This is a genomic window from Mesorhizobium sp. B3-1-6 (assembly GCF_006439555.1).
Taxonomy (GTDB): Bacteria; Pseudomonadota; Alphaproteobacteria; order Rhizobiales; family Rhizobiaceae; genus Mesorhizobium.
On the sequence record NZ_VFTM01000016.1, the window covers coordinates 71,585 to 94,979 of the forward strand.

The window sequence follows — 23,395 nt, forward strand, 5'->3', positions numbered from 1 at the left end:
CCATGACCGTCCATGGGGCGGTTCCGAATGGCCCTCTGCGCGTCCGGAACCGTGTTTGGCCGACCGATCGGCCGGCTTGCGCATGACGCCGGAAACCACTGTTTCCAGAACGCGTCCTGCGCGAATGCGAATTTCAAGAGCGCGTCGCGCTCCGCCATTATCGCACCGTATCGACCGATGCGCCAATGCGCGACCGGCGGGCCCTCCGGGGAGGGCCCGCCGGTCAATTCGTCAGCGACGGAGACCGAGCTTGTCGATCAGCGTCTGATAGCGCGCGTCATCCTTGCGCTTGAGGTAGTCAAGCAGGCTGCGGCGCTGGGAGACCAGAGCAAGCAGGCCCCGGCGGGAATGGTTATCCTTCTTGTGGTCCTTGAAGTGCTCGGTCAGGTTCTTGATGCGCTCGGAAAGAATGGCAACCTGGACTTCCGGAGATCCGGTGTCGCCCTTGGTGGTTGCGAATTCGGTCATCAATTCCTTCTTGCGGTCGGCAGTAATCGACATCGTGCTTTTCCTTATCTGTTGGAGGAAACGGGACGCCCACAGCCGGGATGTCGTCCAGCAGGGGCCAGTGCAAGCGACGCGTCAGGGCGCGAAGCTGCGGCGCATATAGTGCAATTCCGGAAAAAACACCAGCCCAAATATCAAGCCGGCTTGTCGCAGGTCTTGCCATGAAAACAAAGGCTTCAGCGGCTATAGCCACTTCTTCCATTTGAAGAAGAAGATCAGTCCGGCAGCGACAAGCGCCATGAACAGAATTGCCGCCGGATAACCGTAATAGGTTTTCAGTTCCGGCATGTTCCAGGGCGAGCTTTCCGGATCGAAATTCATTCCCCAGACGCCGACCAGGAACGTCAGCGGCATGAAGATCACCGAGACGATCGTCAGATAGGAGATGACGTCGTTGGTGCGGGCCTGGGTCAGCGAGACATGCATCTCGATCAGGCCGGTGAGCATGTCGCGCTGGTTCTCGACCAGCTCGATCAGGCGCAGCGAATGGTCGAGCGTGTCGTTGAAGAAGATCTTGGTCTCCGCCTTCACGAAGGCCACGTCGTTGCGGATCAGCGTCGCCAGCGCGTCGCGCATCGGCCACAGCACGCCTTTGAGCACGTTGGCGTCGCGCCTGAGTTCATGCAGCTGCCGCATCTGGTGCTTGTGCGGTTTGTTCAGCATCTCGTCCTCGATGCCGTCGACCGCTTCGCTCGCCGCCTCGATCGGGGGAAAATAGCTGTCGACGATAGCATCGATCAGCGCATAGGCCAGATAATCGGCGCCGCGCGAGCGCAGGCGGTTGGGCATCGCGCCCGCAATGCGCTTGCGCACCGGATCGAACGGGTCTCCCTCGCGCTCCTGGAAGGTGACGACGAAATTCCCGCCGAAGAACAGCGACATCTGCTCGTAACGATGCGAGGTGACATCGTCGATCATGCGCATGACGACGAAGGCATGATCCTCGAAGAAATCCACCTTGGGCCGCTGGCCGGTGTTGACGACATCTTCCAGCGCCAGCGGGTGCAAATTGAAGATGCGGCCGATCTCCTCGATCAGCGGGATATTGGCAAGTCCGGTGCAATCCAGCCAGACGACGGGCCATTTCTCGCAATGGGCGTTGAGATCGTCGATCGAGGCATTGTCGATGGTTTTGTATTTCTCGGGCGAGATCAGCGTCAGCCGAAGCTCGCTGCGTCGCGCCGCCGGATCGGCGATAAGCGTGCCGGGCGACGCCCCGACCGGTGGCCGGCGGGTTTTCAGCGATGCCCGCTTCTTGCCTGCATCAGCCTTGGCCATGAGATATCCTCGGGACTCAGCATTCGGCCGAGATTAGAGCAATTCCAGGAAAACTGCGCGGCGGTTTTCTGTCCGGAATTGCGTAAATAACAGACACTTAGTGCATGTCGCCCAGAAGTGCGCAGCGGTTCTGGGACAACGACATGCATCAAAACAGAGACTTAAAGCGCGGCGCCAGAATCCGTTTCAGCGCGTCGCGCTTTAGACCGGATTCACCCGACAAAGACCCGCTTGGGCTTGAACATGCCCTGCTCGATGGCGCCGATGGCGACGAGCTTGCCGCGCGCTGTGGCGCAGGCCTCCTCGGCCTCGACCGGTGCGTCGCGGCCGCGAATGATGACGGGATTGCCGAGGCGGATCTTCGTCGCCGCATCGTCGCTGACCGCGACCTGCGGCAGACAGTCTAGCGCCACCGCCGTTTCGACAAGCAGCGCATCGATGGCGCTGAAATCGATCGGGACGTCCATTTCGTCCGATTTGTCGTCATTCTTTTCGCCAAAGCGGGCCGCTTCCAGCTCGGCGACCGTGACGAAATCATCCGGCGTGAACGGCTCGACCTCGACGCGGCGCAATTCGGCGATATGGCCGAAGCAGCCGAGGTCGCGGCCCATGTCGCGGGCCAGCGAGCGCACATAGGTGCCCTTGCCGCACTCGACCTCGAAGACGGTCTTGCCGGCATCATGCTCGACGATGTCGAGGCGGCCGATCTCGATCTCGCGCGCCGGGATGTCGACCGTCTCGCCTTCACGGGCAAGGTCATAGGCGCGTTCGCCGGCGATCTTGATGGCCGAGAATTGCGGCGGTGTCTGCATGATGACGCCGGTGTATTTCGGCAGCAGCGCCCTCACCTCCGCCTCGTCCGGCCGACGGTCGGAACTGTTGGTCACCGGGCCTTCGAGGTCGTCGGTCGAGCGCTCCTGCCCCCAAGCGACGGTGAAGCGATAGACCTTGGCGCCGTCCTGCACGTAAGGAACGGTCTTGGTCGCCTCGCCCAAGGCGATCGGCAGCATGCCGGAGGCCAGCGGATCGAGCGTGCCGGCATGGCCGGCCTTCTCGGCCTGGAACAGCCATTTGATCTTGGAGACCGCTTCGGTCGAACCCATGCCGACGGGCTTGTCCAGCACTACCCAGCCGGAGACCGGCCGCCCCTTCTTCTTGCCGCGACGCGCCACCTATTCCTCGTCCTTGTCGTTGTTCTTGCCGTCACCGAGATCGCGCGCCACTTCGGGCGATTTCAGCAGTTCATTGATCTTCGCGAAATTGTCGAAGGAGGTATCGAGCCGGAAGCGGAACTCCGGCATGTACTTCATCTGCCTGAGCGCGCCGGAGACACGGCCGCGGATGAACTTCGCATGCCTGTTGAGCGCCTCGATCACGACGCCGTCGTCGCCCGCGCCAAGCGGCGAGACGAAAGCGGTGGCGATCTTGAGATCGGGCGACATGCGCACCTCGGAGACCGAGACGACGCTGTTCTCGATCACCGGATCGATGATTTCGCCGCGCTGCAAGGTCTCGGAAAGGGCATGGCGCACCTGTTCGCCGACGCGCAGCATGCGCTGGGAGGGGCCTGACGGTGTCGAACGGGGCATTTTTCTCTGGTCCTGAAATCGTGAGGCGCGGGATGGGACCGCGCCACATGTCTCAACATGCACAAGGGGTGTGGGCGGCAGCCTTTCGGCCGCCGCCTGTTATTATTCGGCAAGTATATCTGAATTAGAGCGTTCTGGTTACCATCTCGATGCGGAAGCACTCGATGACGTCGCCGACACGCATGTCCTCGTAGTTCTGGAAGGCCATGCCGCACTCCTGGCCGCCCGGCACTTCCGAAACCTCGTCCTTGAAGCGCTTCAGCGTCTTCAGCGTGCCTTCGTGGATCACGACGTTGTCGCGGATCAGGCGAACACCCGCGCCACGCTCGACCTTGCCTTCGGTGACACGGCAGCCGGCGATCTTGCCGACCTTGGAGATGTCGAATATCTCGAGGATCTCGGCATTGCCGATGAAGGTCTCGCGCCGCTCCGGCGAAAGCATACCGGAAAGCGCTGCCTTCACGTCATCGACGAGGTTGTAGATGATCGAATAGTAGCGGATCTCGATGCCGGCCGCGACCGCGGCCGCACGCGCCTGCGCATTGGCGCGGACGTTGAAGCCGATGATCGCCGCTCCGGACGTCTCGGCGAGCGAGACGTCGCTTTCGGTGATGCCGCCGGCACCGGCATGGACGATGCGCGCGCGCACCTCGTCATTGCCGAGCTTTTCAAGTGCGGCATTGATCGCCTCGATCGAGCCCTGCACGTCGCCCTTGATGACCAGCGGGAATTCCTTCAATCCACTCGTCTGCAGCTGCGACATCATCTGCTCGAGCGAGCCGCGCTGGCCGGCATGCCTGGCCACCGCCTTGTCGCGCGCCAGGCGCTGGCGGTATTCGGTGATCTCACGGGCGCGCGCCTCGTTGTTGACGACGGCGAAGCGGTCGCCCGCCTGCGGCGTGCCCTGGAGGCCAAGCACCTCGACCGGCATTGCCGGCGGCGCTTCCGGAACGTGCTCGCCGCGATCGTTGACGAGCGCGCGCACACGGCCCCACTCGTTGCCGGCGACGATGATGTCGCCCGGCATCAGCGTGCCGGTCTGCACCAGCACGGTGGCGACAGGCCCGCGTCCCTTGTCCAGCTGCGCCTCGATGACCGCGCCTTCGGCGGTGCGGTCAGGATTGGCCTTGAGGTCGAGCACTTCGGCCTGCAGCAGGATCGCTTCCAGCAGCTTGTCGAGATTGGTGCCCTTGGTCGCCGAAACCTCGACGTCCAACACCTCACCGCCCATCGATTCCACGAACACTTCGTGGCGCAGCAGTTCGGTCCGCACCTTCTGCGGGTCGGCGTCATGCTTGTCGATCTTGTTGATCGCCACGATGATCGGCACGCCGGCCGCCTTGGCGTGATTGATCGATTCGATCGTCTGCGGCATCACGCTGTCGTCGGCCGCCACCACCAGCACGGCGATGTCGGTGACCTGCGCGCCGCGGGCGCGCATCGCTGTAAAGGCGGCGTGGCCGGGCGTGTCGATGAAGGTGATCTTCTGACCGTTCTTCTCGATCTGGTAGGCACCGATATGCTGAGTGATGCCGCCGGCCTCGCCGGAGACGACATTGGCGTTGCGGATGGCGTCGAGCAGCGAGGTCTTGCCGTGGTCGACATGGCCCATGATGGTCACGACCGGCGGACGCGACACCAGGTCTTCCGGGCGGTCGGCGATGTTGAACAGGCCTTCCTCGATGTCGGACTCGGCAACGCGGCGGACCGTGTGGCCGAATTCGGAGGCGACCAGCTCGGCCGTGTCGGCGTCGATGACGTCGCCCGGCTTGAGGATCTGGCCCTGCTTCATGAAGAACTTGACCACGTCCACGGCGCGCTCGGACATGCGCTGCGCCAATTCCTGGATGGTAATGGTTTCGGGCAGGATCACTTCGCGCATGACTTTCTCGCGCGGCTCGTTATGCATCGCGCGTTTGAATTTTTCCTGGCGGCGACGCATCGACGACAGCGAGCGGGCGCGCGCGTCGTCATCCGACAGCGCCGAGTTCAGCGTCAGCTTGCCACGGCGGCGATCTTCCTCGCCCTTTGTCGGCTTGGCCGGCCGCGCCACTTCCGGCGTCGCAAGACGGCGCGGCGGCGCACTCGCCCCGGCGCCGGCGCCGGTACGCCTCGGCTTGGCCTCTTCCTCGTCGTCAGCCGTGGCGACATCCGCCGCCAGCGGCGCGCGGCGGCGAGCCTCTTCCTCGGCGCGCCGGCGGGCCTCGGCCTCAGTCTGCAGGCGTGCTTCCTCCTCGGCCTGACGGCGCGCGGATTCGTCACGCTCGCGCTTGCGGCGTTCTTCTTCCTCGGTGCGGCGCTTGGCATCTTCCTGAGCGCGCTGACGATCCTCGGCCTCGCGGACCTTGGAACCTTCCAGCGCCTTGCGACGCGCTTCCATCTCGCCGCGCGAGAGTTCGTTCAGAACCATGCCGGAACGCTCCGGCGGCGGAGGCGGCGCCTTCGGTGCTTCCTGCACGACAGGGGCGACGGCAACAGGGGCAGGGGCGGGCTTCGGCGTGAAGACGGACGCAGCCACCGGCTCCGGCTTGTCGCCGGGCAGCGAGAACTTGCGCTTCTTGGTCTCGACCACGACCGACTTGGTGCGGCCATGCGAGAAATTCTGGCGCACGGTGCCCTGCTCGAGGCCGGGGCGCTTCAGCGTCAAGGTCTTCTTCGGCGTAACGCTCAACGTCTTGTCGTCGCCCGATTTCGTATCGTTCATTCCATATCCTCTGCGGCATCATCTTCGTCAGCAACGGCCGCAAGCATTGCCAGATCGTTCGGGGTACCGCCCCGATATCGGTCGAGCGCAACAACGCGCTTCTCAACCGCCTGTCCCGCGTCCTGCGCGAGGACGGCAGCATGTATCACATTTGTACCCCCCAATGCCAAGCTCAACTCGGCTTCAGGGAAAAGTTTGTAGGCAAGGATGGCCGGGCCGCCGAGATGGACGGTTGCCCGCCGTGCCTGACTGATCTTGCGGACACCGTCGTCCGAAGCCTCGGTCGCATGCAGCACCAGAAGCGCTTGGCCGTCGCGCACCGCACCCTCGACCTTGGCGGCGCCAAGAACGACAGCGCCAGCCTTGCGGGCAAGGCCAAGCATACCCAGAGCGGATCTGGAGAGCAGCCCGTCAACCATGCCGCCAAGATCGGTCGGCACGGTCACCTGCGCCTTGAAGGCGCGGGCAAACAGGTTCTTCGCCGCTGCCTTCTCGATATGTAGGCGGTCAGCGCTCACCCAACAACCACGGCCGGGCAGGTTTCTCTTGATATCCGGAACGACGGCCGAATCCGGGCCGACGACGAAACGGATCAGTTCATCCGGTTCGGCCTGCCTGCGCGTAACGATGCAAGTGCGATCGTTCATCTCGTCCTGGGGCGGGTTGTGTGCGATGCGGGTTCACCTCACGCACCAACGGCTTCGTCAGCCGCGACTTGTTCGGCTGCAAGCTCGTCTTCGGTGATCCAGCCGGCCTGCTTGCGGGCGGCGAGCACCATCTGCTCGGCATCGGCGCGCGAGACACCGTGGCTGGCAAGCACGCCCGGATAGACCTTGGTCTCGCCGTCCTTGCGCTCTTTCCAGCCGGTCAGATCGTCGGCGGCATAGCCGGCGAAGTCCTCGATCGTCTTCACGCCGTCCTCGCCGAGCGTCACCATCATGGCGGTGGTAACGCCGGGGATCTCGCGCAGCTCGTCCTGGACGCCCAGCGCCTTGCGCTTTTCGTCGTGCTCGGCCTCGATCTTTTCCAGATATTCGCGGGCGCGGGTCTGGATTTCCGAAGCGGTGTCCTCGTCGAAGCCGTCGATCGAGGCGATTTCGCCCGAGTCGACATAAGCGACTTCCTCGACGCTGGTGAAACCTTCGGAGGCGAGCACCTGGCCGACCATCTCGTCGACGTCGAGAGCTTCCATGAAGAGTGCGGAACGCTCGACGAATTCCTTCTGGCGACGCTCGCTCTCCTCCTGCTCGGTCAGGATGTCGATATCCCAGCCGGTGAGCTGCGAGGCAAGCCGCACGTTCTGGCCGCGACGGCCGATGGCCAGCGACAACTGGTCGTCCGGCACCACCACCTCGATGCGCTCGGCATCCTCGTCGAGCACCACCTTGGCGACCTCGGCCGGCTGCAGCGCGTTGACGATGAAGGACGCGGCCGATGGCGACCACGGAATGATGTCGATCTTCTCGCCCTGCAATTCGCCGACCACCGCCTGGACGCGGCTGCCGCGCATACCGACGCAGGCGCCGACCGGATCGATCGAGCTGTCGCGTGAGATGACGGCGATCTTGGCGCGCGAGCCCGGATCGCGGGCGACCGACTTGATCTCGATGATGCCGTCGTAGATTTCCGGCACTTCCATGGTGAAGAGCTTGGCCATGAACTGCGGATGCGTGCGCGACAGGAAGATCTGCGGCCCGCGCTGCTCGCGGCGCACGTCATAGACATAGGCCCGCACGCGGTCGCCATATTTGTAGTTCTCGCGCGGGATCAGCTCGTCCCGGCGGATGATCGCCTCGCCCCGGCCGAGATCGACGATGACATTGCCGTACTCGACGCGCTTGACGGTGCCGTTGACGATCTCGCCGATGCGATCCTTGTATTCGTCATACTGGCGATCGCGCTCGGCCTCACGCACCTTCTGCACGATGACCTGCTTGGCCGACTGGGCGGCGATGCGGCCGAAATCCATCGGCGGCAGCTGCTCGGCGATGAAGTCGCCGACCTGGGCATCGGGATTGCGCTCGCGAGCCGTGGAAAGCGCGATCTGCGTCGCGTAGTCCTCGACCGCCTCGACCACCTCCATCAGCCGCTGCAGCTTCATCTCGCCGGTGTTCGGGTTGATGTCGGCGCGGATGTTGGTCTCCTGGCCGTAACGAGAGCGCGCCGCCTTCTGGATCGCATCGGCCATGGCGGCGATGACGATCTGCTTGTCGATCGACTTTTCGCGCGCGACCGCATCGGCGATCTGCAGCAGTTCAAGCCTGTTGGCGCTTACAACCATTGTCTTTCTCCCGATTTCGCGCCGGGCATACAGCCCGGCTACTCAATCAACTTTCCTGTTCGGTTTCATTTTCCTCGCCGGCGGCGGCGTCTTCCGCTTCGCCGCGGCGCTTCCTGGCTTCCTTGCGCGCCCGGTTGTCCTTCGACAGGGCATCGCGGATGAGATCGTCGGTCAGCACCAGCCGGGCCTCTGCGATCGCGTCGTAAGGCACGCGCACCGTCGGCTCTTCGCCATAGGCCGCCTTGTCGCGCTCGATCAGGATGCCGTCGGCATCCGCCTCGGCGATCTTGCCCTTGAAGCGCTTGCGGTCGCTGACAAGAACCGATGTCTCCAGCTTGACCAGATGGCCGGTCCAGGCGGTGAAATCCGACTTGCGCACCAGCGGCCGGTCGATGCCTGGCGACGAAACTTCGAGATGATACGCTTTTTCGATCGGATCATCGACATCGAGCGCCGGCGACACGGCGCGGCTGACCTCTTCGCAATCCTCGACTGTCATGGTGCCGTCTTCGCGTTCGGCCATGATCTGCAGCGTCAGCCCGTTCTGGCCGGTCAACTGCACCCGCACGAGCCGGAAGCCGATGGCCTTGAGCACCGGCTGCACGATCAGCGCAATGCGCGCATCGATGCCGCTTTCGCGGATGATACGGTCGTCGGCCTCGCTTGCCGCTACAGTCATCAGATCCCTGTCGCTTTTCACTTCCGGCCGGCAGGTAATAAAAAAGAGCGGGACCGGGTGGACCCACTCTTCGTCATACCGACCAAGAATTTGAGGTCGATATAGACGATCCCGAATTGTATTTCAAGCCTGCAGGCAAGGCTGGCGGCCGTGTCTACAACTGGCGCGGCCATCGCTGGGCCGCATGCATCACGGTGAGTATCTCGATCTCGCCGGCGACCACGCGGTAGGGAATTATGTATGGCATGTCAGCCAGGACCAGCTCTCGTGTCCCTTTCACCCGCCCGACCCGCCCCATGGCGGGTTGCTCGGCGAGATTGTCCGCGGAGGAAACGATGCGGGCAACAACCCTCGCCGCGGCTGTTGGATTGTCCTTTTCGATGAAAGCGCCAATCTGGTCGAGACGGCGCACGGCGCGCTGGGTCCAGCGGATCCGCTTCATCGTTCGGACTTGACGTATTTCGCTATGACGCCGGCCAAATCCTTCTCACTTGCAAATTCTCCTCGATCGGCTTCATCAAGGCCGGCCTCGATCTCGGCAAGCTGCCATTCTTCCCTGGCGACATAGTCTTCGATCGCTTGAGCAGCGACGTAGGAACGGGAGCGATCCACCTTTTCGGCCAATTGGTCGAGCTTGGCCACGGTCTCATCAGGAAGCCGCACGGTAAAGGCACTCATCATCCTGTCTCCATTCTGGTTCACTCTGAATGTGATGGAACCAAAGTGGTTCGTCAAGAACCCGCCTGGACTGCCTGCGTTGCGCGCCGCGCATGGCGGCCATGCAGCCCTTTGTGAACCGACTGTCGTCACCATCTAGGTTGCAGTGCAAAAGAAAGGACGCGCGCGGTGGCGCGTGAAGCTGATCATATGGACCGTGGATTGTTTTTCGTCATCGGCGATTTCTTCAACACATTCGGCAGCGCGGCAACGGCCGCGCGAGCCGTCGAGGCCGGGCGCAAGCCGCGCCGCAGCGCCCTGAAGAAGCTCGGCATCGATCCGGCCGCTTTCGATCGGATAGGCCACTTCTAGCCTCATAAACGGAAGCCCGACCGTCAACATCTCGCTGAATGGCGGTGGGCGTCCACCAGCGACGCGGCGATTGCCGCGATCGAACGAAATAAGATGAGCGGATCGTCTCTCGTCGGGAGAAATCCCCCGCGCTGCCAGAACTGCGCCGCTTCCGCATCGACTGCATTGATCATCAGCGCACGCCCTCCGATCAGTTCCGCCGCCTGAACGCAGCGCTGAAGGGCATGCTTTTACCAAGCCGGTGCCGATGCCGCGCCCAGCCCAACCGGTATCGGTCGCAAGCTGGCCGAGGAGCAGGCACGGCACCGGGTCGAGCGGTTGCCCGTGCGGACTGACCGGGGCAGGATCGAAGGCACGACGGCCGTCGGCGCCAAACCGTAATATCCAATCACGCGGCCGGCTTCGTGGACGACGAGAACGGCTGTGAAGCCCTTCTCCTGATTGGAAAGCGCGCGGGTTTTTAGCCAGTGATCAAGTGCAGGCTTCCCACAGGAAAATCCGGACACGTCGTGAACTGCCGTAAGCGGTTCGGGAGCCGATAAGGCCACTGGTCAGCGCTTCGTCGTATAACCAGCTTCCCAAGGCGCAGACCGCTTTACCAATTCCACCATGTCGGGAACCGGCGCGGCCGGGGCCGACAGAACCTGCATGAACTCCGCGAACCCTTCCGGTCTCATGCGGACAAGACGGTTATCCATCAGCACATCCTCGGCCGCGCACGGCGGCATCGCGCACGAAATCCGTGCGGGACCGGCCGCGCAGAGTGGCGGCACGATCGATCATCGCCACGTCCGCTTCCGGCAGGCGCATCGAGATCGGGTATTCCTTACGTTCAACCGAGGCGGCCATAGCTGTCTCCAGCCTGCAATGCAGCGATCTGTAGCCCTATATGCAATACAGATTGCCCGATTACTTCCGGATGAACGTCAGATAGGCGGGCCGCCGCCCCTCGCGGATGGCCTTGGCCTCATAGCGCGTGCCGGGCCAACCTTCATAGGGCCGGTGCCAATCGGCGGCATCCCGCACCTGCCATTCAAAGGCGCCACTGGCGCGGCAGGCAAGCAGCGTCCAGTTCACATAGCTGTCGATGTCGGAGGCGAAGCGGAACCTGCCGCCGGCTTTCAGCACCCGGGCGAAGCGGCCGAGATTGGCGGCGCCGACGAAGCGTCGCTTCCAATGCTTCTTCTTGGGCCATGGATCGGGATAGAGCAGATCGATGCCGTCGAGCGAGGCTTCCGGCAGCCAGTCGAGCAGGCGCGTGGCGTCGTCGTCATAGACTCTCAGATTGGCAAGCGGCGTCTTGCCAAGCGCCGTCATCATCTTGGCCATGCCGTTGACGAAGGGTTCGACGCCGATGAAGCCGGTTGCCGGCGCTTCCGCGGCGCGATGCAACAGATGCTCACCGCCGCCGAAGCCGATTTCCAGCTGGAGCGCCGAAACCTGTGCCTTGAACAAGGTCCTGAGATCAGCCGGCGCTTCCGCCGTCAGGTCGACCCGGTATTCGCGCAGGCCGCCTTCGAGGGCGATCGCCTGCTGAGGGCGTATAGTCTTGCCGTGCCGGCGACCGAAGAAGCCTTCGGTCGCCCGGCTTGGCCTGTCCTTTGCGTCCGCTGGCGTCAGGCGGCGACGGCGTCCTTGAGCGCCTTGGCGAGATCGGTCTTTTCCCAGGAGAAGGAGCCGTCGCGACCGGCCTTGCGGCCGAAATGGCCGTAGGACGAGGTTTTTGCATAGATCGGCTTGTTGAGGTCCAGATGACGGCGGATGCCCGACGGCGACAGGTCCATGACCTTGCGCAGCGCATCCTCGAGCTTCGATTCGTCCACCTTTCCGGTGCCGTGCAGGTCGACATAGACCGACAGCGGCTGGGCGACGCCGATGGCGTAGGAGAGCTGGATGGTGCAGCGGTCGGCAAGCTTGGCCGCCACCACGTTCTTGGCAAGGTAGCGCGCCGCATAGGCGGCCGAGCGGTCGACCTTGGTGGTGTCCTTGCCCGAGAAGGCGCCGCCGCCATGGGGCGCCGCGCCACCATAGGTGTCGACGATGATCTTGCGGCCGGTGAGGCCGGCATCGCCGTCAGGCCCGCCGATGACGAACTTGCCGGTCGGGTTGATGTACCAGTTGCAGTCCTCGGCGATCTTCAGGTCGCCAAGCGCCTCGCGGATATAGGGCTCGACCACCTTGCGGACCTTCTTGGAGTCCCAGCTCGTATCGAGATGCTGGGTGGAGAGCACGATCTGCGTGACTTCCGCCGCCTTGCCGTCGGCATAGCGCACGGTGACCTGGCTCTTGGCGTCCGGGCCGAGCTTGCCGGCCTCGCCATTGCCTTCATGGCGTGCCGCCGCCAGCAATTCGAGAATCTTGTGGCTGTAATAGATCGGCGCCGGCATGAGGTCGGGCGTCTCGCGGCAGGCGTAGCCGAACATGATGCCCTGGTCGCCCGCGCCTTCCTCGCCCTGGCGGTCGGCGGCATTGTCGACGCCCTGGCCGATGTCGGGCGACTGGCCATGCAGCAGCACGTCGATCTTGGCGGTCTTCCAGTGGAAGCCGGACTGCTCGTAGCCGATCTCGCGGATCGCCTTGCGGGCAACCGACTTGAACTTGGCCGGGTTGACCACAGGGTGGCCGGACGCATCCTTGAGGACGTTGCCCGCCTTGTCCTTCTTCAAAAGCGTGTCGGGGACGCGGACCTCGCCGGCGATGACGACGCGGTTGGTGGTGGCCAGCGTTTCGCAGGCGACGCGCACCTTCCACGGATCCATGCCCGTCTTCTTGGCTTCGCGATAGACCAGATCGACGATCTCGTCCGAGATGCGGTCACAAACTTTGTCGGGATGACCCTCGGAGACGGATTCCGAGGTGAAGAGATAATTCTGCCGCGTCACGGGTGTCCCCTCTTGAAAAAAGATCGGCAGGCTGCCGATTTTGGCGCGCCACGTGTTAGCGGTGCCGGGCGCCGCTCGTCAAGCGGCGCGACGGATCTGGCATGAATGTCGGTAAGGCCGGCTATGCCACCGGCGGCAGAGCGCCGCCGGTGGCATCGGTAAAATCAATCGGCGTCTTCCGCGGAAAGCGCCTTGACCAGATCGATGATCCTGCGGCGCACCTTGACGTCGCCGATCTTGACGAAAGCCCGGTTGAGCTGAAGCCCCTCGGGACTGCCGCAGAATTCGATGGCGAACGCCATCGAGGAGTCTTCCGCAAATCCTCGATTGCCGCCGCCGGCCTCCTCGCCCGGGGCATCCTCGAAGAAGAAGGCGACAGGAACGCTCAGGATGGAGGCGATCGCCTGCAGACGGCTGGCGCCAACCCTGTTCGTGCCCTTTTCGTACTTCTGGATCTGCTGAAAGGTGATGCCGAGATTTTCACCCAGCTTTTCCTGGCTCATTCCAAGCATATTGCGACGCAGCCGGATGCGACTCCCGACATGGATGTCGATCGGATTCGGCTTCTTCTTGTTCTCTTCTGTCATTTTTTCCTCGCCGAATTTTTCCGGCTTTTTCTATTTTGTTCCGCCCATATGAAGCCGGAGCCACCTGCCCCAACAGAACCCTCCAACCGACTTCGAGAAAATTTTAGGCGTTACAGTATGAGTTTCTAATGTGCCGACTGTCAATTCACCCGTAGCCGCTGCCTTACATTCAATGTGAGGGCAATCAGCGCTAACAGCAACATGATCAGCAATCCGTTAATGCGCCGCTGTTTCGCAGACAGGAGGGCGCGCCCAGAAACCGGCACATGCGCGTCGATGGCGCCGCGCGCGTCGACGGCAAGCGCGTCGATAATGCGCCCGCGCGAATCGACGACTGCGGAGATGCCATTGTTGGCCGCGCGCAGCAGCGGCAATCCATTCTCCACTGCCCGAATCTGCGCCTGCCTGAAGTGCTGATACGGGCCTGGCGTGTCGCCAAACCATGCGTCGTTGGTGACGTTCACGATTACGTCAGATGACGCAGAGTCGGCGGCGACGAGATCGGGAAAGATAACCTCGTAGCAGATGAACGGCGCGGCACGCAGGCCGCCCGGCACGGCGATTGGATGGCGCTCGTTGCCGGCGGCGAAATTCATCGGTCCGGCGACGAGTTGGCCTATGCCGAAGCGTTCGAACAGGTCGGCGAAAGGCAGATATTCGCCGAAGGGCACCAGATGCACCTTGTCGACGGCATCGACGATCTCGCCCTTGTCGTTGATCGCCACCACGGAATTGTAATAGCGGCTGCCGGCATTCGCCGAACCGCCCTCCTCGCGCACGACGCCGGCAATCAGCATCTGGCCGTCGGTCAGCATGTCGCCCAGTGCCGTCAGCGCGTCCGGACGCTCGGTGAAGAGAAACGGCACCGATGTCTCCGGCCACAGAATGAGCTGGGGCTTGGCGTGACTTTCTTCGGGTGCTTTCCCCGATATCCCCAGCAAAGTCGCGAAGATGCGGTCGCGCACCGAGGCGTCCCATTTTTCGCTGAGGTCGACCGCGGGCTGGACGATGCGGACGTCGATGGATCGTGTTGCCGGCTCGGCGGGCATGGCGAGCCTGAAATAGCCGAAGCCGACATGGGCGGCGGCGAGGACGACGAACAGGGCAACGCCCAGCCTCAGATGCCGGCGCGCCGCCACCAGCGCCGGCAGCGAAAACAGGAAGACCGCGAGCGCGTTCATGCCGATCATGCCGGTCACCGACACGCTCTGCATCAGAAGCGGCACCGGCATCGCCGCGTAGCCGACGGCGTTCCAGGGAAAGCCGGTGAAGAGGAAGTCGCGCAACCATTCGGCAAGGCCGAACCCGAAGGCAAGGGCGGCGATGCGGCCGATATCGCTGCTCCAGAACAGCCGCGCCACCACGGTGGCAAAGCCATAGAAGAAGGCCAATGCGAAGGGGATGCCGACGACGGCGAAGGGCAAGGCCCAAGCGAAATTGTCGGCCTCGACCAGCAAGGCCTGGCCGATCCACCAGAGACCGGCGAGGAAGTAGCCGAAGCCGAACCACCAGCCTGTTGCGAAAGCCGGCCGCAGGCGCCGGAACCAGCCATCGGAAGCCTCGCCGGTGGCGCCGTCGAGCAGCCAGACGAGGACCGGGAACGAAACGAAGCAGACGGCGAAGAAATCGTAAGGCGCCTGGGCAAGCACCGCCAGCGCTCCGGCGGCAAACGCCACCAGCGCCCGCCGCCACCCCCACAGCAGAATTATCCGGCCGGTAAAGCGCTGCATCCAGCTTCCCAAGTCGCGCGAATCAGGGAGCTAGAGGTTTAACAGGCTAGGCCCGGCGTTCCAAACCCAGATAAGCGCGGCCTGACACACGGTCGCACTATCGCGGGAATCCCGCCATAGCTCTTTGTTTAGCCGCATTTCTGCAACGCCAAGCGGTTCCGCTTGGTTGCAAAAGCTCAGCGGTGCCAGCCCTGGATGCGCAGGCCACTCAGTCGCTCAGCCTCGTCCTTGGGGACAACGCGCACGGTGCGGGTGAATGTCCAGACATGGCCTTCGAGGTCACGAGCGCGGTATTGGCGCTCGCCGTAGAAATGGTCGGCGGGCTCCTCGACGATCTGCGCGCCCGCCGCGCGCGCTTGCTCGCAATGCACGTCGATATCTTGCTGCAGGCGCACATAGACGGCCTGCGTGTTCTTGCCGCCGACGGAGGCCGGGCTGGCGATATGCTCATCCCATTCGGAATCGACGATGATGTAGCCGTCGCCAAAACGCATTTCGGCATGCACCAGCCGACCGTCGGCATCGCTCACCAGCATGCTCGGCTCGAAGCCGAAGGCCGCCTGCAGCCAGATCAATGCCGCGCGTGGATCCTTGTAGAAAACACCCGAACCCAGAACCGCGTGCTTGAACGGATCGTCTATCGCCATCGGACGGCGATATCAGGCCTGTTCGGTGCGGGCCGCGCGGCGGCGCTGGCGCTCGCCCTTCTGGCTCTGCACGATGCGCACGCGCTTGACGCGGCGCGGGTCGGCGTCGAGCACGTGGAACTCGAAGCCGGGAATGGCCTGCACCACTTCGCCGCGAGCGGGGACGCGGCCGAGCGTGTTGAAGATCATGCCGCCGATGGTGTCGACATATTCGCCATGCTCGCCGGCGGCGAAATCCTCGCCGATCATCTTGGCGACCTCGTCGATCTCGGCCTTGCCGTCGACAACGAAGACGCCGTCGCCGGTCTGCGTGATCATCGGCTCGTCGTCGTCATGCTCGTCCTCGATGTCGCCGACCACCATCTCGACGATATCCTCCAGCGAGGCGAGGCCATCGGTGCCACCATATTCGTCGATGACCAGCGCCATCTGCGTGCGGTTCGTCTGCATGCGCCCCATCAGGTCGGAGGCAAGCATGGAGGGTGGCACGAACAGCACCGGGCGGATCAGGCTGAGATCGCCGATGGTACGCGCAAGATCAACCTGGGCAAGGTCGAGCGCGGTCGACGCCGGCGTCTTCGATCTGCTGCGGCCCTTCTTGACGCGGGCGAGCTTGGTGATGTGGGCGAGCACGTCGCGGATGTGGACCATGCCACGCGGATCGTCCAGCGTCTCGGAATACACCGGCATGCGCGAATGGCCGGACTGCTCGAACAGGCCGAGCAGATCGCCAAGCGTCGTGTTGATCTCGACCGCCTCGATATCGGCGCGCGGCACCATGACATCCTCGACCCGGACTTCGCGCAGGCGAAGGATGTTGTTGAGCATGGCGCGTTCGCCGGGCGAGAAGGCGCCGGCATCGGTCGCCGTTTCCGCGAGCGCGCCGGCAATCTCTTCGCGCAGGCTGGTGCCGTTGCGGTGCCGGAACAGGCCGAGCACGCGGTCGAAGAGCGAAGGACCGGCATGCGTCGGCTCCGCGGCCGCGCTGCCGGCGGGAATACTCGGACTGGAGCCCTCTTCCGTCTTTTCGGAAGGCTTGGCAGCACTGCCGGCGTCCGGACGGGCGGCAGTTTCTGGTGTGTCGTTCATCGCCATCGGGTCAATTGAGCTTTTTTGTTACGCGTAGGGATCGGGAATGGCAAGCCTCGCAAGCGCCGCTCGCTCGATCGCTTCCATCTCCTCCGCCTCAGCGTCGGTCTCGTGATCATGGCCCAAAAGATGCAGCAGGCCATGGATAACGAGATGGGTGATATGGTCTTCAATCGGCTTGTCTTCCAGAGCGGCCTCGCGCGCCACCGTCCCAGAAGCCAGCACGATATCGCCCAGCATCGGCGGCAGCTTGCCGCCTTTCGGAAAGGAAAAAGCCGGGAAAGACAAGACGTTGGTGGGCTTGTCCTTGCCGCGCCACTCGGCATTGAGCGTCCGGATATGGGCATCGTCGGAAAAGACGACGCTGAGCTCGGAGGCGCCGCCCGCGCCGGTTTCGGCAAAGGCGGCCGCAACGGCGCGATCGACGAGACGCGTCAGTTCGGCTTCCGCGGGCCAAGCGCCTGCCTCGACGAAAATATCGATATCGACCGGCGCTTCGCCGCCAAATTCCGGCTTCTGAGCCATAGGGCCTATAGTCAGCTTTCGGCGCCCAAGCCTCGCGCCAGCTTGCCGTCGCGGTCATATGCCTTGACGATCTCGGCGACCAGCGGGTGGCGCACCACATCGCCTTCGTTGAAGCGGACGGTGACGATGCCGGGCACGCCGTCGAGCACGCGCAGCGCTTCGACCAGGCCCGACTTGGTGTTGGGCGGAAGGTCGATCTGGGTCGGATCGCCGGTGACGATCATGCGGGAGTTCTCGCCGAGACGGGTCAGGAACATCTTCATCTGCATCGGCGTGGTGTTCTGCGCCTCGTCGAGGATCACCGCCGCATGCGCCAGCGTGCGGCCGCGCATGAAGGCCAAGGGCGCGATCTCGATCACTTCGGCGGCGATCGCCCGCTCGACCTTGTCGGCCGGCATCATGTCGTAAAGCGCGTCGTAGAGGGGCCTGAGATACGGGTCCACCTTCTCCTTCATGTCGCCGGGCAGGAAGCCCAGCCGCTCGCCGGCCTCGACGGCCGGGCGCGACAGGATGATGCGCTCGACCATGCCGCGTTCTAGCAGCATCGCCGCATGCGCCACCGCCAGATAGGTCTTGCCGGTGCCGGCGGGACCTATGCCGAACACCATTTCGGAACGCTCCAGCGCCCGCATATAGGCGTCCTGGTTGAGCGAGCGGGCGTAGATCGTCTTCTTGCGCGTCGCGATCTGGGCGGCCGAAACCTTGCCCTTGCGCTCCATCGTCGGCAGGGTCAGCTGGTCGTCGGCGGCAATCGCCATGCGCACGGCGCCGTCGACATCCGACTGGCCAATGTCGACGCCCTTCTGCAGGATGCCGTAGAGGGTGTCCAGCGCGCGGCGCGCCTGTTCGGCGGCGGCGGCGGAGCCCTTGATCGTCAGTTGATTGCCGCGCGAGCGGATGTCGACGCCGAGCTTCTGCTCGAGCCGGGCGAGGTTCTCATCGAACTGGCCGTAAAGGGCGCTGGCTAGCTTGTTGTTGTCGAAGGTCAGTACGATGTGCGCCATGTCGGAGGCCCCGGACGCCTGGTTCTGGGGCGGATTCTTCAGTTCAGCAGCGCTCAACCGTCTCTCCTCATCTGCCGAGGTCGTCAGACCAATTCGGCGAACAGGCTGTTGTAGCCCGTCCTTGTGATTCGTACGTCGATAATGTCACCGATTCCGCCGGCCTTGTCGTCAACAATAACCGGCTGCAGCCACGGTGAACGGCCTACTTTCTGGCCGGCCTGTCGGCCAGGCTTCTCGATCAGCGTGCCGATGGTCTTGCCGACCAGGCTCGAGCCGAAATCCTGCTGCTGCCTGAGAAGGAGAGCCTGCAGACGCTGCAGACGCTCGTCCTTCACCGCTTCCGAGACATGGCCATCCATTTCGGCGCCCGGCGTGCCGGGACGCGGCGAATATTTGAACGAAAAGGCCGAGGCATAGTTCACCTCGCGCACCAGCTGCAGCGTCGCTTCGAAGTCGGCATCGGTCTCGCCGGGGAAACCGACGATGAAGTCGCCGGACATGGCGATGTCGGTTCGGGCGGCGCGGATGCGCTCGATCAGCGCGAGATAATCGCGCGCCGTATGCCGGCGGTTCATCGCCTTGAGAATGCGATCCGAGCCGGACTGCACGGGCAGATGCAGATAGGGCATCAGCGCCGGCAGATCGCGGTGCGCGGCGATCAGTTCGTCGTCCATGTCGCGCGGATGGCTGGTGGTGTAGCGCAGCCGTGCCAGGCCGGGGATTTCCGCCAGGCGGAACAGCAGGCGGCCGAGCCCCCATTCCTCACCATTTCCGCCGACGCCGTGCCAGGCGTTAACGTTCTGGCCGAGCAGCGTCACCTCGCGCACGCCGGCCTCGGCCAGGCGCTCGGCCTCGGCGACGATCTGCGCCACCGGGCGCGAAACCTCGGAGCCGCGCGTATAAGGCACGACGCAGAAGGTGCAGAACTTGTCGCACCCCTCCTGCACCGTCAGGAAGGCGGTGACGCCGCGCTTTGCCAATTCGGCGCGCCTGGGCTGCGGCAGATGCTCGAACTTGTCCTCGATGGCGTATTCGGTCTCGACGATCTTTTCGCCGCCGCGGACCCGCGCCAGCACGTCGGGCAGCCGGTGATAGGTCTGCGGGCCGATGACCAGATCGACCGCCGGGGCGCGGCGGATGATCTCGGCGCCTTCGGCCTGCGCCACGCAGCCGGCGACGCCGATCAAGAGCTCGCGGCCGGCCACGGCGCGTTCGGCTTTCATGTCGCGGATGCGGCCAAGCTCGGAATAGACCTTTTCCGCCGCCTTTTCGCGGATATGGCATGTGTTGAGCAGCACCAGATCGGCGTCTTCGACGGCGTCGGTGGCGACATAGCCGTCGGCGGCCAGCGCATCGGTCATGCGCTGGGAATCGTAGACATTCATCTGGCAGCCATAGGTCTTGACGAAGACCTTTTTCGCCGCGCGGTCAGTGCCGGCCGAGTGCTCGGCCGCAGTGCCGATGCCGTGGCTTTCAATCGTGTTCAATTCCATCGGGCGGCTTCTAGCGCCTTTCCGTGACAAAAAACAGACGATTCTGCCCGCGGCGCGTCGCGCCGCCTTGTTCCAAAACCGTTACAGGCCTTTGGGCGACATAACAATCAGCGGCTCTTGGCCGGGTCGGCGAGGATGGCCTGCATCATCTCGCGCACCTTGGCTTCCATCAGCCTTGCCGTCTCCTTGCGGTTCGAACCCTTGGAGAACGGCACCGGCTCGCCGAAATGCACCTCGGCATCGATCGCCCCTTCGGCAAGCAAGGTTTTCAGGTGCGGCATCAGATCCTGGTCGCCGATCCAGGCGGTCATCGGCCGATGGCGGCGTCCCATGGGCATGCCGTGCAGTCGCGTGTAGGCGATCGCCACGGGCTGGATGAAGACCTGTTCGGCCGCCCCTTCCGAAATCGCCATGGAGGCCGCGCCGAACAGCGTGCTCTTGAACGGCAGCACGAGGTTGCCGTCGCCGGTCGAGCCTTCGGCGAACAGCACCATGGCATCGCCCTTGGCCATGCGCCTGGCAATCTGGCTTGCCTGGTCGCCGGAGGTGCGCTTGCGCTCGCGCTCGATGTAGACGGTGCGCTGCAGCTTGGACAGCATGCCGATCAGCGGCCAGCCCTCCATGTCGGCCCTGGCGATGAATTTCACATCGACAAAGGAGGCGAGCACCATGATGTCGGTCCAGGAAATGTGGTTGGCCGCCACCAGCAGCGGACGTTCCCTGGCCAGCGCGCCCTTCACATGCACCCGCATGCCGAGCGCCCGCAGGATCATGCTGTGCCAGATTTTGAGAATGAAGGTTTCGGGCCACAGCCCCGTCTTCATCGACAGCATCTGCAGCGGCACCAGCACCAGCGAACAGACGACGACATAGGCGAGCGCCAGGAAAATCCGCAATTTCTTGATCATTCGCTCCGGCCCTATCGCGCGGACTGGCTAGCGAAGATCGCGGCGCATGACAAGCGCGCCGGTCGGGCCGTGCTCGGTCGAGCGATAATAGTTCGGCCGATGGCCGACCTGGCGGAAGCCGAGCCTGCGGTAAAGCCCGATCGCCGGCGTGTTGGTCTCGTCGACCTCGAGGAAGAGCGCCGCGGCGCGCTGCGTATGCAATTCGCGCAGCACCGCGTCCATCAATTGCCAGCCGAGCCCCTGGCGGCGATGCGTGCGGGCGACGGCCAAGGTCAGGATCTCGCCCTCGCCGGCCGCCAGCCGCGCGAGCACGAAGCCAACCGGCGGCTTGGAGCCTTGGCCGGTCTCACGCGCGGCATAGCCGAAGACCGTGTCCTGCTCGAGAAGTGCTGCGAATTCGCCGTCGGTCCAGGGCCGCACGAAATCCTCGCGATGCAGCACCGAAACAGCGGCGCTGTCGGCGACCGTCAACGGTTCCAGCGCATAGTCCCTGCGGCGCGGCTGAAAGAACGGTATGCGCATCAGGAATCGTTTCCCCTGTCCTGCCTTGGCAGAATGAAACCCGCCTGCGGCTTGGCGTCGGCGCCGCGCAGATAAAGCGGCTTCGGCTTTTCGCCCGGTTCCTTGGCCAAGGCCAGCTTGGCATAGGTCGCGATGTCGGCTGTGGCGGCCACAGGACCAGTTTCGAAGGCACGACCCGCCGCCTTGGCAATCTGCGGCGCGGCGGTCCCGACCAGGACCGCGTCGGCGCCGATGGCCATGGTCACTGCCTCGGAAAGCGCAGCTACGGAAGGTCCGTAAGTCTCGACTAACGCTTTATCATAGAGCGCCGCATGGATTTCCTCGCGGCTGGCATCGAGCGCGGCAAGCACCGCGCGCCCGGGAAACGCATTCGCAGCCTCCGCCGCCAGGGCTTCCAGCGTCGTCACGCCGATCGCCGGGATTTTCAGCGCCAGCGCCAGGCCGCGCGCTGCCGAGACGCCGACGCGCAGGCCGGTGAAGGAGCCGGGTCCGATCGAGACGGCAACAGCGTTGAGGTCAGGGTAACCGACCCCGCCGGCTTGCAGGGCTGTCTCGATGACGGCCATCAGATGCTCCGCATGCCCCTTGCCGAGGTCGCGCACCTCACGGCCAAGCTCCTTCCCCGCGCCTGCATCATAGACGCAGGCAGCGCAGAGACTGGCGGCGCAGTCGATGGCGAGCAGCTTCATATAGGCAACTTCATATGGCCATTAATGAACTGGATCGAAACACAATTCCCTCTGCCCGGCATAGGCCGCCGCCGCAAGAGCCAGGGCGGAGAAATGTTAAGCGGCTTTGCTTTCCGGCAGCGCCAGGACCTTGTTGTCAGGCAGAGACCGCGATGCGCAGCATGTGGTTGTCCCAGACATAGTCCGGCTCGGAACGGGTCGAGCCGGCGCCGCCAACGATCTCGCCGGCGCCGGTCGTTGCCATGAAGCCAGCGCCGTCGGGCGCGAGGCCGCAGACCTCGACCAGCGATCTGGTCGCGACCACGCGTCCGCTGGCGGCGTCGAGGACGGCCAGCGAATTGCCTTCCGGCGAAGTGATGGCGACCGTACCTGTGGCGGCATTGGCGGCGACCGAACCGATATAATTGCGGAAGCCGGAGAGCACATCCTGCGGCATCTCCAAGAGCTCGAGCTCCTTGCCGCGCGCGGCGCGGCCGACCAGCGCGGGGCGGTCGGTCGCCGGCCCGCGATATTGGCAGCCGAACCAGACGGTGCCCGCCTGGTCGCGATCCATGTGGCGGATCGACAGCTGATGCAGCGCCGGCGGCAATTCATGTTTTTCGATGAGGTCGCCGGTGACGCGGTCGACCAGCGTGTAGGACGGCTTCATCGTCGCGATGTTGAGCTCGGCCCGGCCATAGTCGGGATGGGTTTCGATGCCGCCATTGGCGATGGCTAAAGTGCGGCCATCGCCGAGCAGGAGCAGCTCATGCGGTCCCATGCCATAGGTCGGGAATTCGCCGATGCGATTGAATTTCTCCCGCGCATCGTAGACACCGACGACACCTGCCGCATTGTCGAAATCGTTCTCGGTCGCATAGAGCAAGGCGCCGTCGGGCGAGAACACGCCATGGCCGAAGAAATGCCGGCCGGCGATGCTGGCGATGGTCAAGGGCTTGTCGCGGCCGGCTTGGTCGAAGACGACGGCGAAGGTGCCGGGCTGACGGGCGAAGACCACCGAACGCTTCGACACCGGATCGAAGGCGACGTCATGGCCGCGATCGGGCAGATCGACCGTATGCAGGATTTTTCCCGCCTCGGAGAGCACGGCGGCGCCGAAGCTGCCGTCACGCTTGACGAAGGCCGTGGCAAACACCGCGTCCGCGGCAAGCGTGTCGGCCCAGGCACGCGGCGCCATGGCGGCGGCAAAGCCCGCGCCCGCGGCCCGCAGGAAATCGCGGCGATCGATGAGCTTTGTACCTGTCCACGCCAT

The 23,395-nt window shown here is 64.0% G+C and carries 24 protein-coding genes and 2 pseudogenes; all 26 read right to left on the reverse strand.

The features are described from left to right. Positions 1-231 precede the first annotated feature (231 nt). The 26 genes and pseudogenes from rpsO to FJ414_RS16105 all read right to left on the reverse strand — a co-directional run bounded on the left by rpsO (position 232) and on the right by FJ414_RS16105 (position 23,395). Entirely contained in the window at positions 232-543 is a 312-nt protein-coding gene (gene rpsO / locus FJ414_RS15980; protein ID WP_281405321.1) for a 30S ribosomal protein S15, read from the reverse strand. Between the two features lie 147 nt (positions 544-690). Further along, positions 691-1,785, reverse strand: coding sequence for a magnesium/cobalt transporter CorA (corA, locus tag FJ414_RS15985; protein WP_140645334.1), 1,095 nt, complete (start codon positions 1,783-1,785; stop codon positions 691-693). A 212-nt stretch (positions 1,786-1,997) separates the two neighbouring features. Continuing rightward, a complete protein-coding gene (truB, locus tag FJ414_RS15990; RefSeq protein ID WP_140645335.1) occupies positions 1,998-2,957 on the reverse strand; it encodes a tRNA pseudouridine(55) synthase TruB in 960 nt (319 codons plus the stop codon). Beyond that, the gene (gene rbfA, locus FJ414_RS15995) at positions 2,958-3,374 is read right to left on the reverse strand and encodes a 30S ribosome-binding factor RbfA (protein ID WP_140645336.1); all 417 of its coding nucleotides are present in this window, start codon (positions 3,372-3,374) and stop codon (positions 2,958-2,960) included. It lies immediately after the preceding gene. Between the two features lie 124 nt (positions 3,375-3,498). Then, positions 3,499-6,078: a translation initiation factor IF-2 gene (gene infB, locus FJ414_RS16000; RefSeq protein WP_140645337.1), complete on the reverse strand. Its 2,580-nt coding sequence runs from the start codon at positions 6,076-6,078 to the stop codon at positions 3,499-3,501. Continuing rightward, positions 6,075-6,725 (reverse strand): RNA-binding protein, encoded by a 651-nt coding sequence (locus tag FJ414_RS16005; RefSeq protein ID WP_140645338.1) that lies wholly within the window; start codon positions 6,723-6,725, stop codon positions 6,075-6,077. The genes infB and FJ414_RS16005 overlap by 4 nt, the downstream gene beginning before the upstream one ends. 38 nt (positions 6,726-6,763) lie before the next feature. Continuing rightward, on the reverse strand, positions 6,764-8,359 hold the full coding sequence (gene nusA, locus FJ414_RS16010) for a transcription termination factor NusA (protein WP_140645339.1): 1,596 nt from the start codon (positions 8,357-8,359) through the stop codon (positions 6,764-6,766). A 46-nt stretch (positions 8,360-8,405) separates the two neighbouring features. Further along, the gene (gene rimP, locus FJ414_RS16015) at positions 8,406-9,038 is read right to left on the reverse strand and encodes a ribosome maturation factor RimP (protein ID WP_140645340.1); all 633 of its coding nucleotides are present in this window, start codon (positions 9,036-9,038) and stop codon (positions 8,406-8,408) included. A 154-nt stretch (positions 9,039-9,192) separates the two neighbouring features. Then, the gene (locus tag FJ414_RS16020) at positions 9,193-9,480 is read right to left on the reverse strand and encodes a type II toxin-antitoxin system RelE/ParE family toxin (protein WP_140645341.1); all 288 of its coding nucleotides are present in this window, start codon (positions 9,478-9,480) and stop codon (positions 9,193-9,195) included. Further along, entirely contained in the window at positions 9,477-9,719 is a 243-nt protein-coding gene (locus FJ414_RS16025; RefSeq protein ID WP_176476948.1) for a CopG family ribbon-helix-helix protein, read from the reverse strand. Before FJ414_RS16025 ends, FJ414_RS16020 begins: the two co-directional genes overlap by 4 nt. 132 nt (positions 9,720-9,851) lie before the next feature. Further along, the gene (locus FJ414_RS31495) at positions 9,852-10,061 is read right to left on the reverse strand and encodes a hypothetical protein (protein WP_181166833.1); all 210 of its coding nucleotides are present in this window, start codon (positions 10,059-10,061) and stop codon (positions 9,852-9,854) included. Positions 10,062-10,090: 29 nt separating this feature from the next. Continuing rightward, a pseudogene (locus FJ414_RS16035) lies at positions 10,091-10,615 on the reverse strand (GNAT family N-acetyltransferase). A 3-nt stretch (positions 10,616-10,618) separates the two neighbouring features. After that, a pseudogene (locus FJ414_RS16040) lies at positions 10,619-10,916 on the reverse strand (DUF1778 domain-containing protein). Positions 10,917-10,976: 60 nt separating this feature from the next. After that, positions 10,977-11,687, reverse strand: a complete 711-nt coding sequence (locus FJ414_RS16045; RefSeq protein ID WP_140645343.1) for a tRNA (guanine(46)-N(7))-methyltransferase TrmB — start codon at positions 11,685-11,687, stop codon at positions 10,977-10,979. Then, positions 11,684-12,949 (reverse strand): methionine adenosyltransferase, encoded by a 1,266-nt coding sequence (metK, locus tag FJ414_RS16050; RefSeq protein ID WP_140645344.1) that lies wholly within the window; start codon positions 12,947-12,949, stop codon positions 11,684-11,686. Before metK ends, FJ414_RS16045 begins: the two co-directional genes overlap by 4 nt. Before the next feature lie 164 nt (positions 12,950-13,113). Next, positions 13,114-13,536: a helix-turn-helix transcriptional regulator gene (locus FJ414_RS16055; protein ID WP_140645345.1), complete on the reverse strand. Its 423-nt coding sequence runs from the start codon at positions 13,534-13,536 to the stop codon at positions 13,114-13,116. A gap of 140 nt (positions 13,537-13,676) precedes the next feature. Beyond that, entirely contained in the window at positions 13,677-15,266 is a 1,590-nt protein-coding gene (lnt, locus tag FJ414_RS16060) for an apolipoprotein N-acyltransferase (RefSeq protein ID WP_140645346.1), read from the reverse strand. Between the two features lie 176 nt (positions 15,267-15,442). Continuing rightward, positions 15,443-15,913 (reverse strand): VOC family protein, encoded by a 471-nt coding sequence (locus FJ414_RS16065; protein ID WP_140645347.1) that lies wholly within the window; start codon positions 15,911-15,913, stop codon positions 15,443-15,445. 12 nt (positions 15,914-15,925) lie between these two features. Beyond that, on the reverse strand, positions 15,926-17,002 hold the full coding sequence (locus FJ414_RS16070) for a hemolysin family protein (protein ID WP_140645348.1): 1,077 nt from the start codon (positions 17,000-17,002) through the stop codon (positions 15,926-15,928). Positions 17,003-17,029: 27 nt separating this feature from the next. Then, on the reverse strand, positions 17,030-17,527 hold the full coding sequence (gene ybeY, locus FJ414_RS16075; protein ID WP_140645349.1) for an rRNA maturation RNase YbeY: 498 nt from the start codon (positions 17,525-17,527) through the stop codon (positions 17,030-17,032). A gap of 11 nt (positions 17,528-17,538) precedes the next feature. After that, positions 17,539-18,531 carry a PhoH family protein gene (locus FJ414_RS16080; RefSeq protein ID WP_226892268.1) on the reverse strand — a complete coding sequence of 331 codons (993 nt, stop codon included), beginning with the start codon at positions 18,529-18,531 and terminating at the stop codon, positions 17,539-17,541. A gap of 83 nt (positions 18,532-18,614) precedes the next feature. After that, on the reverse strand, positions 18,615-20,024 hold the full coding sequence (miaB, locus tag FJ414_RS16085; protein WP_140645351.1) for a tRNA (N6-isopentenyl adenosine(37)-C2)-methylthiotransferase MiaB: 1,410 nt from the start codon (positions 20,022-20,024) through the stop codon (positions 18,615-18,617). Between the two features lie 107 nt (positions 20,025-20,131). Beyond that, a complete protein-coding gene (locus FJ414_RS16090; protein WP_140645352.1) occupies positions 20,132-20,932 on the reverse strand; it encodes a lysophospholipid acyltransferase family protein in 801 nt (266 codons plus the stop codon). Between the two features lie 27 nt (positions 20,933-20,959). Further along, entirely contained in the window at positions 20,960-21,454 is a 495-nt protein-coding gene (locus FJ414_RS16095) for an N-acetyltransferase (RefSeq protein ID WP_140645353.1), read from the reverse strand. Beyond that, entirely contained in the window at positions 21,454-22,143 is a 690-nt protein-coding gene (tsaB, locus tag FJ414_RS16100; RefSeq protein ID WP_140645354.1) for a tRNA (adenosine(37)-N6)-threonylcarbamoyltransferase complex dimerization subunit type 1 TsaB, read from the reverse strand. The genes FJ414_RS16095 and tsaB overlap by 1 nt, the downstream gene beginning before the upstream one ends. A 136-nt stretch (positions 22,144-22,279) precedes the next feature. Further along, positions 22,280-23,395, reverse strand: a complete 1,116-nt coding sequence (locus tag FJ414_RS16105) for a DUF1513 domain-containing protein (RefSeq protein WP_140645355.1) — start codon at positions 23,393-23,395, stop codon at positions 22,280-22,282.